The 11,435-nt window shown below is 68.8% G+C and carries 11 protein-coding genes and 1 pseudogene; 9 read left to right on the top strand and 3 right to left on the bottom strand.

Annotated features, from left to right (window positions below):
- Positions 1-88 precede the first annotated feature (88 nt).
- The 4 genes and pseudogenes from F4560_RS03475 to F4560_RS03460 all read left to right on the top strand — a co-directional run bounded on the left by F4560_RS03475 (position 89) and on the right by F4560_RS03460 (position 2,818).
- Entirely contained in the window at positions 89-766 is a 678-nt protein-coding gene (locus F4560_RS03475; protein ID WP_184916116.1) for a TetR/AcrR family transcriptional regulator, read from the top strand.
- A gap of 76 nt (positions 767-842) precedes the next feature.
- Positions 843-1,571 carry an SDR family oxidoreductase gene (locus F4560_RS03470; protein ID WP_221483314.1) on the top strand — a complete coding sequence of 243 codons (729 nt, stop codon included), beginning with the start codon at positions 843-845 and terminating at the stop codon, positions 1,569-1,571.
- A 29-nt stretch (positions 1,572-1,600) separates the two neighbouring features.
- Positions 1,601-2,502 (top strand): annotated as a pseudogene (locus F4560_RS03465) (SDR family oxidoreductase).
- A 40-nt stretch (positions 2,503-2,542) separates the two neighbouring features.
- A complete protein-coding gene (locus F4560_RS03460) occupies positions 2,543-2,818 on the top strand; it encodes a hypothetical protein (protein WP_184916111.1) in 276 nt (91 codons plus the stop codon).
- 17 nt (positions 2,819-2,835) lie between these two features.
- Here the strand turns inward: F4560_RS03460 and F4560_RS03455 are convergent, their stop codons facing one another.
- The gene (locus F4560_RS03455) at positions 2,836-3,297 is read right to left on the bottom strand and encodes a MarR family winged helix-turn-helix transcriptional regulator (protein ID WP_184916108.1); all 462 of its coding nucleotides are present in this window, start codon (positions 3,295-3,297) and stop codon (positions 2,836-2,838) included.
- 161 nt (positions 3,298-3,458) lie between these two features.
- Between F4560_RS03455 and F4560_RS03450 the strand changes: the two genes are divergently transcribed.
- Positions 3,459-4,673: an MFS transporter gene (locus tag F4560_RS03450; protein WP_184916105.1), complete on the top strand. Its 1,215-nt coding sequence runs from the start codon at positions 3,459-3,461 to the stop codon at positions 4,671-4,673.
- A 269-nt stretch (positions 4,674-4,942) separates the two neighbouring features.
- Positions 4,943-6,616 (top strand): S8 family serine peptidase, encoded by a 1,674-nt coding sequence (locus F4560_RS03445; protein WP_184928875.1) that lies wholly within the window; start codon positions 4,943-4,945, stop codon positions 6,614-6,616.
- A 57-nt stretch (positions 6,617-6,673) separates the two neighbouring features.
- Here F4560_RS03445 and F4560_RS03440 read toward each other — a convergent pair whose 3' ends face one another.
- A complete protein-coding gene (locus tag F4560_RS03440) occupies positions 6,674-7,273 on the bottom strand; it encodes a carboxymuconolactone decarboxylase family protein (RefSeq protein WP_184916102.1) in 600 nt (199 codons plus the stop codon).
- 600 nt (positions 7,274-7,873) lie between these two features.
- Between F4560_RS03440 and F4560_RS03435 the strand changes: the two genes are divergently transcribed.
- The 3 genes from F4560_RS03435 (at position 7,874) to F4560_RS03425 (ending at position 10,924) form a co-directional block, all read left to right on the top strand.
- On the top strand, positions 7,874-9,091 hold the full coding sequence (locus F4560_RS03435) for an FAD-dependent monooxygenase (RefSeq protein ID WP_184916099.1): 1,218 nt from the start codon (positions 7,874-7,876) through the stop codon (positions 9,089-9,091).
- Between the two features lie 76 nt (positions 9,092-9,167).
- Positions 9,168-10,082 (top strand): LLM class flavin-dependent oxidoreductase, encoded by a 915-nt coding sequence (locus F4560_RS03430; RefSeq protein ID WP_184916096.1) that lies wholly within the window; start codon positions 9,168-9,170, stop codon positions 10,080-10,082.
- Positions 10,083-10,327: 245 nt separating this feature from the next.
- Positions 10,328-10,924 carry a DUF2867 domain-containing protein gene (locus F4560_RS03425; RefSeq protein ID WP_184916094.1) on the top strand — a complete coding sequence of 199 codons (597 nt, stop codon included), beginning with the start codon at positions 10,328-10,330 and terminating at the stop codon, positions 10,922-10,924.
- A 55-nt stretch (positions 10,925-10,979) separates the two neighbouring features.
- Here F4560_RS03425 and F4560_RS03420 read toward each other — a convergent pair whose 3' ends face one another.
- Positions 10,980-11,321 carry a putative quinol monooxygenase gene (locus tag F4560_RS03420; protein WP_184916091.1) on the bottom strand — a complete coding sequence of 114 codons (342 nt, stop codon included), beginning with the start codon at positions 11,319-11,321 and terminating at the stop codon, positions 10,980-10,982.
- Positions 11,322-11,435 lie beyond the last annotated feature (114 nt).

Raw genomic sequence — 11,435 nt, 5'->3', positions numbered from 1 at the left:
GGCACGTTCGCAGGGCATCCGACCGTCGTTAACGTTGCTTACATCACGAAGTTAGCGTCGCTACGCAGCTCGTGTTAGCGTTGCTTCCATGAGCACGAGAACGCGGATACTGGAGGCGGCGGCCGAACTGCTCGCCGAGTCGCCGATCGCGGATGTGTCCACGAGGGCCGTCTGCGAGGCGGCGGGGGTGGGAGCGCCCGCGCTGTACCGGCAGTTCGGCGACAAGGAAGGCCTGCTGTCCGCGGTCGTGGACTACGGGTTCGAGCGGTACCTGGCGACCAAGCGGGCGGCCAAGCCCTCCGCCGACCCGGTCGAGGACCTGCGGAGCGGCTGGAACACGCACGTCGCGTTCGCGTTGCAGAACCCGAGCTTCTACCGGCTGATGTACTCCCCCACCGTGAGCGGCACGCCCGCCGCGGCGGTGGAGGCGCACCGGCTGCTGCTCGACGTGCTCGAACGGTGCGCGGCGGCGGGCAAGCTCACCGTCCCACCCGAGGTGGCGGCCCAGATGGTCATGTCCGCCAACACCGGCGTCGCCCTCGTGTTGATCACCCGGTCCGAGCTCTACGCGCCCGACGTCTCGAACCGGGTCCGTGACGCGATCCACGCCGCGATCCTCGTGCCCGACGCGGAAACGCCCGCCCCGAAGGTGACCGGCGCGGCGGCGGCGGCACTCGGCGCGCAACTGCGCCAGTCACCACCGGCCACGCTCACCACCAACGAAACCGCGCTGCTCCAGGAATGGCTCACCCGCCTCAGCAGCTGACCTGACCCAAGAGAAGAACCAACGGTTGCCGCACTCGCGTCAACCGGCGATGAAACACGCCCTGAAGGGGAATCCCATGAGCAAGCGCGTCGCCATCGTCACCGGCGGATCCCGTGGCATCGGCCGTGAGTCCGCACAACGACTGGCCGCCGACGGCCTCGCGGTCGTCGTCAACTACGCGGGCAACGTCACCGAGGCGGAGGCGACCGTCGCGGCGATCACCGACGCCGGTGGCGAGGCCATCGCGTTCCGGGCCGACGTCGCCGACGCCGAGCAGGCCGAAGCGCTGTTCGACGCCGCGGAGTCGACCTTCGGCGGGGTCGACGTCGTCGTCAACGCGGCCGGGGTCATGCACCTGTCGACGGTCGCCGACCTGGACCTCGACGCGTTCGACCGGATGGTCCGCACCAACGTCCGCGGCACGTTCGTCATCGCCCGCCAGGCGGCCCGCCGGGTCCGCGACGGCGGCGCCGTCATCACCTTCTCCTCCTCGCAGGTCGGACTGCGCACCGAGACCTACGGCCCTTACGCCGCGACCAAGGCGGCCGTCGAGACCCTTTCGCTCGTCCTGGCCAGGGAACTGCGCGGCCGGGACATCACGGTCAACGCCGTGGCACCCGGCCCGACCGCCACCGCCCTGTTCCTGAACGGCAAGGACGAGGCCACGATCGACCGCTTCAAGGCCATCGCGCCGCTCCAGCGCCTGGGCACACCGTCCGACGTCGCCGACCTCGTCTCGTTCCTCGCCGGCCCGTCCCGGTGGATCAACGGCCAGGTCATCCGCACCAACGGCGGCGCGATCTGATCCGCACTGTCCAGAAAGGACCGACCATCATGAGCGAGATCATCGTCATCACCGGGGCCTCCAGCGGTATCGGCGTGCTGAGCGCCAAGGCACTGGCGCACGCGGGCCACACCGTCTACGCGGGCGTCCGTGACACCACAGGCCGCAACGCGGCGAACGTCGCCAGGATCGCCGCGTACGCCACCGAGCACGGCATCGACCTGCGGACGGTCGAACTGGACGTGTCCAGTCAGGACTCGGCGAACGCGCGATCGACGCGGTCCGCGGTGCGCACGGCCGGATCGACGTGCTGATGCACAACGCGGGCCACATGGTGACGGGCCCGGCCGAGGCGTTCACCCCGGAGGAGATGGCCGCGGTCTACGACACCAACGTGCTCGGCGCGCAGCGGGTCAACCGGGCCGCACTGCCCCTGATGCGCGCCCAAGGCCACGGACTGCTCGTGTGGACCGGAAGCAGCAGCACACGCGGTGGCACGCCGCCCTACCTCGCGCCGTACTTCGCCGCCAAGGCCGCGATGGACGCTCTCGCGGTGAGCTACGCGGCCGAGGTGGCCCGGTTCGGCATCGAGACGTCGATCATCGTGCCGGGCGCGTTCACCTCGGGCACGAACCACTTCGCCAACGGCGGCCATCCGGCCGACCAGTCCACCGTCACCGCGTACGACCGCGGTTACGCCGGGCTGATGGAGCAGGTGGCCCAGCGGCTCGCCGCGATCACGCCCCTGGACGCCGACGTGTCGGCCGTGGCCGACGCCGTGGTGGACATCGTCAACGCACCCCGCGGCAAGCGCCCGTTCCGCACCCACATCGACCCGACCGACGACGGGTCTGCGGAAGTGTCCGAAGTGGCGGACCGCGTCCGGGTGGAGTTCCTGGAGCGCATCGGTCTGGCGGACGTGCTCAAGCCCGTGAACTACCAGACGACGTGAGGCCACCGAGGCGGCTCGGGTGCGGACCTCTGGAGTGGCGATGCCCAGAACTGCCGTGATCATCGTCGTGGGCCTGGTCCTGCTGGTGGTGTTCCTCGCCGCCGGGCGCCGGGTGAAGGCGATCGGCGTCCGGCGCGCGATGGAGGACTTCCTGCTGGTGTGGTTCGCCCTCGCCGCGGGCAACCTCGCCATCGGCGTCCTCGAAGCGGGATACGGCCTCGCCGAGGAGTTGCCGATCTTCCTGATGATCTTCGCGGTACCGGCCGCACCCGCGATCGCCGTGTGGTCAGTCGGACCGAGGCCCAACACGAACTGAACGGACCGCCGTGCCACTCAGGCCGACGTGCCCAGCGCCCTGACGACGTCGACCAGCGGACGCAGTTTGGGGTCGCGGCCCGCCTCTTCGAGCGCTTCACCCAACGCGGCGAGGTAGGTCGGCCGCGCCTCCTCCAACAGGGCGAGCCCGGCGTCCGTGACGTCGGTGTAGATACCGCGCCGGTCGGTCGGGCACAGGTAGCGCGACAGCAGCCCCCGGTCTTCGAGCCGGGTGACCAGTCGGGTCGTCGCGCTCTGGCTCAGCACGACGGCCTCCGTCACCTGCTTCATCTGCAAATGACCACCCTCGCCGTTGTGCTGGCGGCTCAACACGTCGAGCAGCGAGTACTCGCGCACGCTCAGGTCGTGCACGGCCAGCGCCCCCTCGACGCGCGCCTCGATCCGCCCGTGCAGCAAGGAAAGAGTGCACCAGCCGGCGGCCAGTGCCGGCGCGGTGGGCGTCGAAGCGGTCGCGGTCATCAGGAGCCTCCCTGGCAATCGGGCCGGTAGCTGCCCACAGCAAATGATACTACTCACATTACCAGCGCCCAGCGTTATCCCGCGCTTGCAGATACCCCGCGTGTGCAACTAACGTCGCACGCCTGTAGTACTCATGCGCCCATCACTGGAAGGCTCATCACATGCCTCTCGCGCTCGTGGCCCTCGCCATCGGGGCATTCGGCATCGGCACCACCGAATTCGTGATCATGGGGGTGCTGCCCGAGGTCGCCGGCGAGTTCGGCGTCACGATCCCCACCGCCGGGTGGCTGGTGACCGGTTACGCCCTCGGTGTCGTGCTCGGCGCCCCGCTGCTCACCATCCTGGGCACCAGGGTGTCCCGCAAGAAGATGCTCATCCTGCTCATGGGCCTGTTCATCGTCGGCAACGTGCTCTCCGCCGTGGCACCCGTGTTCGGCGTCATGCTCGTCGGCCGCGTCGTCGCCTCGCTGGCCCACGGCGCGTTCTTCGGGATCGGCTCGGTGGTCGCCGCCAACCTCGTCGCCCCGGACAAGAAGGCGTCCGCCATCTCCCTGATGTTCATGGGTCTCACCCTCGCGACGATCGTCGGCGTCCCGCTCGGCACCCACATCGGCCAGACCTCGGGCTGGCGGGTCACCTTCGCCCTCGTCGCGGTGCTCGGCGTGGTCGGACTGCTCGGCGTGGCCAAGCTCGTGCCGTCCACCGGTCGACCCGAAGGCGGCACGGTGCGCTCCGAGTTCGCCGCCTTCCGCAACGTCCAGGTCTGGCTGGCCATGGCGATGACCGTCCTCGGCTACGGCGGCGTGTTCGCCGCGATCACCTACATCACGCCGATGATGACCGAGGTCACCGGCTACTCCGCCGGCGCGGTGACCTGGCTGCTCGTCCTGTTCGGGATCGGCATGTTCGCGGGCAACCTGATCGGCGGCCGGTTCGCCGACCGCGCCCTGATGCCGATGCTCTTCACCACGCTCGGCGCCCTCACGCTGGCACTGCTGCTGTTCACCTTGACCGCGCACAACCAGGTCCTGGCCGCGGTGACGCTGACGGTGATCGGCGCGTTGGGCTTCGCCACCGTGCCGCCGTTGCAGAAGTGGGTCCTCGACCAGGCCTCGGCGGCGCCCACCATGGCCTCGGCCGCCAACATCGGCGCCTTCAACCTCGGCAACGCGCTGGCCGCGTGGCTCGGTGGCATCGTCATCGCCGCTGGCTTCGGCTACACGTCACCGAACTGGGTCGGCGCGGTGCTGTCCGGCACGGCCCTGCTGCTCTCGTTCCTCGCCGCTCACCTCGACCGCCGGACCAGGGCCGCCAGGGCTGCCGCCGCCGCCGCGGTGCGCGAGCCGGGCGACCTCGCGCAGGCCGTCACGCGCTGACGACCGACCACGTGACGGACGCGCCGTGCCGCCGTGCCGATTTCCGATCAACCCTCACCATTTCCGCGATCGGCGCGCGGAGCAGTGCATCCGTTAAAAGACAACAGTCCGCAATAGTGCGCCCACGTCCCGATACCGACGAAAGGCTCCTGACCATGGGCCGTTCCCTGTGTCAGGGTGTCGGATCCACCCGAACTTGGTATGAGGGAGACAATGTGAGGGCACACAGACTCACCCGCCCCGCGCTTGCGCTGGCGAGTGCGGCGGCGATGCTCGTAGCGGGCGTCCAACCCGCGTCAGGCGAACAGCGGACCACCGACTACACCGTGCTGGTGGAGGTCGGCGCGACCAGCCAGGCGGCACGTGCCGCGGTCCGGGCCGCGGGCGGTCGGGTCACGGTCGAGAACACCGCGGTCGGCACGCTGACCGTGAAGGCGCCCGCCACCGGCTTCGTCCAGCGCGTCACCGCCTCCGACGCGGTGTTCGGAGCCGCACCGGTGACACCGATCGGGAAGCTCCCGGCCAACGGCAACCGCGGCGCGCGGAAAGCCCATGACGTGGAGAACGAGCACGTCGGCGCGCCGGGCGTGACCACCCGCAAGGTCGCTCCCTCGACCACGGCCGGCCTGGACCCGCTCGACGACGCCCTGTGGGGCCTGCGCCTGGTCCGCTCGGACATCGCACGGGCGAAGCAGGCCGGTGACCGGCGCGTCTACGTCGGCGTGCTGGACACCGGCGTCGACGGCACGCACCCGGACATCGCGCCCAACTTCAACCGCGCGCTGTCCCGCAACTTCACCTTCGACATCCCGAACGACACCAACGGCGACGAGTTCGACGGGCCGTGCGAGTTCCGCGGCTGCGTCGACCCCGCGGACCACGACGACCAGGGCCACGGCACGCACGTCGCGGGCACCATCGGCGCGGCGGCCAACGGCTTCGGCATCTCCGGTGTCGCCCCGAACGTGTCGCTGGTCAACATCCGCGGCGGCCAGGACTCCGGCTCGTTCTTCCTCCAGCCGGTGGTGGACGCGCTGACCTACGGCGCCGACATCGGCCTCGACGTGATCAACATGTCGTTCTACGTCGACCCGTGGTACATGAACTGCGCGGCCAACCCGGCCGACAGCCCCGAAGCGCAGATCGCCCAGCGGACCACGATCGCCGCGATCCAGCGCGCGCTGAACTACGCGCACGGCAAGGGCGTGACCCTGATCGGCGCCGGCGGCAACAACCACGAGGACCTCGGCAACCCGCGGACCGACGTGGCCAGCCCGAACTACCCGCCCGGGGCGGCCTACCCGCGCCCGATCGACAACGCGACGTGCCTCAACCTCCCGACCGAGGGCGACCACGTCATCTCGGTGTCCGCCCTCGGCCCGTCGACCGCCAAGGCCGACTACTCCAACTACGGCACCGAGCAGACCTCCCTGTCCGCTCCCGGCGGCTACTTCCGCGACGGCCTCGGCACGGACTGGTACCGGACGAACGAGAACCTGATCCGCTCCGCGTACGCGCGCAACGTCGCGCTGGCCGCGGGCGACATCGACGCGGAAGGCAACATCAGCCCGACGGCCCTCGCGGCCGGCGTGACCAAGTACTGCGACGCTTCCTCCTGCGGGTACTACCGCTACGCGCAGGGCACCTCGATGGCCGCTCCGCACGCCGCGGGCGTGGCCGCGCTGGTGGTCAGCCAGTACGGCAAGAAGGACCGGTCGCACCCCGGCACGCTGACGCTGTCACCCGACAAGGTCGAGCAGGTGCTGTACAAGACGGCCACGAAGCGGGCGTGCCCGGAGCCGCGGACCGTGTCCTACGAGAACGTGGGCCGGTCGGCCGAGTTCACCGCGACCTGCGTCGGGGACGAGGCGTTCAACGGCTTCTACGGCCACGGCATCGTGGACGCTTACGGCGCGGTCACGCGCGGCGGCGACTTCCTCTGACCTGACGTGGGAACGCCCGCCACCCCCAGTGGCGGGCGTTCCCACGCCTTCCGTGGTTCATACCTCCGGAAGGGCAGGGGGGTCGGTGAACCAGTCCTCGATGGCGACGTCGCAGGAATTCAGGATGTACGCGAGCATCGTGTACGCGCCGATCGTCGCCAGCAGCTCCACCATCTGCTGTTCGTCGTAGCGGACGATCAACTGCGCCCACGTCCGATCGGACACCCTGGCCCGAGGACCGCGCAGTTCGTCGACCGCCCGCAGCAACGCGGCGTCGAACTCCGACCAACCGGGCGCGTCCGGACCGATCGCGACCCGGGCGATCTCCTGCTCGGTGAGACCGGCCTTGGCCCCGACGGCCGCGTGGTGCGCCCACTCGTAGTCGGAGCGCAGGCCGTACCCGACGCGCAGCACGGCCAGTTCACGGTCGCGCAGGGGCAGCACCCCGAGGCCGAGCGCGGTGAGCATCGGGCTCAGCGCGACCAACAGCTCCGGGTGCTTGCCGATGACCGCCTGGACGTTGAGCACGGGACGGCCCTCGATGTGCGCCAGCGGTCCATCGGGGCCGGTCGGCGCGTTGGCGGGCAAGCCGACCAGCGGACGGATCTGTTCCGCGGGCGCCGGGGCGATGCGCGCGGGCGCTTTCCGGATGGTCACGACAGGCGCCCGTCCCCATCCGGCCGCGGAACCGCAGATGGCCGTTTCCGCCGCACTTTTACGGGTTCTGCGTGGAAGTTCAGCATGTGCCTCATTCCTTCAGCGGATGAGTGCCGGGGCATCCCGTTCCGCCGTCGCGGCGCGTCGTGGACAGCTTCGGTGAACCCCCGCACCCGTAGCTCTGCTGCCTGTCACCTGCGAACACGTCGTCGACACCCCTCGCGGCGACGACTGCGGCTTACAGAGTAAGCCTCAAGTCGGAATATTACGCTTACGCCGTAAGGAGTGTCAACGTCAACGCGGAATTGCCCGGAAACAGCGACAAACTAGACAAATGCCCGAAGTCCGCGACTTTCGAAGTCGACCGCTGTTGATCGTCGCTTATGGACGGTCCGACAGCGCCCCGGGCCGGTGAACAGGCCCGCGTGCGGCGCAGGTCACACGTCATCAGCGAACTCTCAGGATGCCGTAGGATGCCGTTGACACTACTTACGGCGTAAGTGTAGCGTCCGGCTTCACGGGCCTTACGTCGTAAGGCCCAACATCCGCTTGTACTGGATGTATTACAAGGCACACGGCGTGTCGATCGGAAGGTGCTTGATGTCCAAGGTGCTCATCTCCGGCTGCGGTGTGGCCGGGTTGGCTCTCGCCGCCCTGCTCAGGCGACACGGCAGCACGGTCACCGTGATCGAACGCTCCCCTCAGCCCCGGTCCACCGGCGTGGCCGTCGACATCCGCGGCGTGGCCCTCACCGTGGCCCAGCGGATGGGGATCATCGACGAGCTCGAGCGGCTGCGCACCAGGCTGCGCGGCATGTCCAACGTGGACGGTGCGGGCGTCGAGCAGTGGCGGTCGGAAGAGTACGTCTTCAGCAGTGGCCAGGTGGGCAGCGAGGACATCGAGATCCTCCGCGAGGACCTGAGCGCCGTCCTGCGCGCCAACCTCGACCAGGTGGACGCCTCCCGTGCCGACGCCGCTACCGAACTCGTCTTCGGCGACTGGATCACCGGGCTCGACGAGCAGGCCGACGGGGTGCGGGTCACCTTCGAGCACATGGCGCCGCGCGAGTTCGACCTGGTGATCGGCGCGGACGGGCTCTACTCCGACGTCCGCCGGCTCGTCTTCGGCCCGCACGAGAAGTACCTCCACCACCTGAACGCCTACATCGCCACGTTCGGCGGGGTCAACCGGTTCGACCTGCAGGACTGGGAGCTGTGGGTGCAGGACCCGGCCTCGACGTACGTGCTCTACCCCACCAGGGACAACAGCGAAGTGCGCGTGATCGTCGGCATCGCGTCACCGGAGTTGATCGAGGACCGGGACGTGGAGCTGCACCGCCAGATGGTCGCCGAGCGGATCGACATGGTCTCGTGGCAGACCGAGGCGATGCACGCGACGTTGGCGGAGTCCAGCGACTTCTACTTCGGCGCGATGGCCCAGGTGCGCATGGAGAACTGGTCGAGCGGGCGGGTGGTGCTGGTGGGCGACGCCGCGTCGTCGCCGTCGCCGCTGACCGGCCAGGGCACCAGTGTCGCGCTCGTGCAGGCGTACGTGCTGGCGCAGGAACTCACGTCGGCCGAGGACTCCGGCGCCGACCACCGGTCCGCGTTCGAGCGGTACGAGAGCCGGGTCCGGGACTTCGCCGAGCAGAACCAGACGCTGATCCCTGACAGCAGCAATCCGTTCGAGGACGACGAGGACAACACCAACCGCCTCAAACAGGAACTGGAGCGGATCAAGAACGCCTTCGACCTCGACGCGCCGGCGGGCGAGGCCACTCGTTCCACCGCCGAAGCGGACTCCTCGGCGCAACTCTGACATCTCGGCGCCGCGGGTGGCCGACGCAGCACAGGCCTCTGCGGCCCGTTCGACAAGTTCCTGGAAAGGAGTGCGCGTGGAGTTCCTGGCGAACCTGGTGGAACCCGATGTCGACCCCGGCACCTGGGCCGCCACCCGCGAGGCCGAGGGGTGGGACGCGGTCGCCGTCGCCGACCACTACTTCCTCGACAACGGTGGCACCCAGCTGCGGTGGTACCCCCACCTGTGGGTCGCCGCCTCGCAGATGGCCGCCGCGACCGAGCGGGTGCAGCTGTCGTCCAGCTTCGCCAACAACCTGTTCCGGTCGCCGATCGAATTCGTGCAGGCCTCGCTGACCATGCAGCGGGTCAGCGGCGGGCGCTGGAACGCCGGCCTGGGCGCCGGGTGGGCGCGGGCGGAAATGGACTCCACGGGCCAGGTCTACCCCGCTCCCCGGCAGCGGGCCGACCGCTACATCGAGGCCATCAAGGTGGTCCGGCAGTTGTTCGACACCGGCCAGTGCGTGTTGGAGGGCGAGCACTACAACATCAACGTGCCCGAATGCGGTGGCTTCGAGGACGTGACGCCGCCACCGCTGATCGGCTCGCTGGCCGGTCCCCGCACCATCGCCGGCGGGACGCCGTACCTGGACTGGGTCGAACTCATGCCGGCCATGGCGACGGCCCGCAACGGCAACAGCGACGGCACCGACCTGGCGACCATTCCGAAGACGCGCCTCGTCGAGATGATCGACCAGGTGCGTCGCGTCGAGGAGGACGTGAAGCTCTGCTTCGGCGCGGTGTGCGGTATCGGTGACGACCCGATGAGTCAGTTCCTGACCCCGCACTTCACCGAAGACTCCTTGTACGGCGGACTGTTCGGCAGCCCGGAAAAGGTCGCCGAGAACCTGCGTGATCTGGAGAGCTACGGGATCAGTCGGGTGAGCATCGTCACGGCCGATCCGCACCTCTTCGAAAAGCTGGCGCCCCTGCTGTTCGAGAGCGGGAACTGAACCGCGAACCACGGTCTCGAAATGACCAGGTCCACGGGCTGCGCGCGGCCGCTGGAGAAGTGGGCCGACCGGCACTTCTCCAGCGCGTCGCGGTTCTTCCACTCCCTTGGGGCCGCCGCACTTTCCGGCTGTGTGACCGGGTGCACTGAGCTACTGCCTCGTCACCGGGGGTAAGCTCCGAAACAAAGGTGAGCGAGCCCGGCGGTCCGCTCCCGGTTGCGTGACAGAAAAGGACGGCACCAGCCATGAAGCTCCCGAAGTCGGCCCACACCGACCAGCCGTGGCGGATCCACGAGATCGCGCCCGACTTCCGGATCGAGGACGTCTGGTCGTTCCGCACCCCCGGAGCCGGACCGGACGACTTCCCCCTCATGATCGAGGCGTTGCGGGAGATCTCCGGTCAAGCCTCCTGGGCGACCCGGGCCCTGTTCGCCATCCGCTGGAAGCTCGGCGCCATTTTCGGGTGGGACGACCCGGAAGCCGGCTTCAAAGGGCGGGTGCGCTCGTTGCGCGAGCGCCTTCCTGCGGAGATGCGTGACGTGCCGCTGAGGGCGGAATTCGACCTCATCCCGTTCAAGAACGTCTACGAGCTGGAGAACGAGTTCGTCCAGGAACTCGCGAACAAGACCGTGCACGACCTCACCCATCTCGGGTGGGTGCGCACCGAGAGCGGCGAGTACGAATTGCGGATGGCCGCCCTGGTCAAGCCCAACGGCCTGTTCGGCCGCCTTTACATGTTGGCCATCCTCCCGTTCCGCTACCTGATCGTCTACCCGTCGCTCACCCGCCGGTGGGAGCGCGCGTGGATGGACATCGCCCGCCCGCAGATCATGAAGTCCTGATCCGGGCGGGTAAAACCGGGCGCTGATTCACGGGGTCATCAGCGCCCGGCGACGGTCAGTCGAACAGCGGTGCGAAGGTGAACTTCCCCTGCTTGGATTCCAACTCCCGCTTGATGTCGTCGCTCAGGGTGCCGTAGACGTCGTTCCTGGTCACCGTGGAGACGGTGGCAATCTTCTCCAGCAGCGCGCCGCAGTTGCGGTTGTGATCCAGAGCCGCGTCTTCATCCACGAACTCCTCGATCAGCACGAACATCGAGGGGTCCTTACCCGTGAACCAACGGTATCGGATGGTCCCGGGCTCGTCCTCGATCGCCGTGGTGAGCTTTTCCGCGAGTTCGCGGAACTCGTCGAGTTGCGCTTCGGGAACAGTGACTTCGACTCTGACCAGGATACTCATAACGGCCAGTGTTCCGCATTGCCGTAAACCGGGGAAGCCTTCTCCGGCGGTTTGCAGGAAGCGGCAACGAGGGCCGCCGTTCCGGGGTGTTCCGGTCCCCCGCTCCCACCGACG

It is taken from the genome of Saccharothrix ecbatanensis (assembly GCF_014205015.1).
Taxonomy (GTDB): Bacteria; Actinomycetota; Actinomycetes; order Mycobacteriales; family Pseudonocardiaceae; genus Actinosynnema; species Actinosynnema ecbatanense.
Note: the sequence above shows the minus strand (reverse complement) of the source record. Positions and strands in the feature narration are given on the sequence as shown.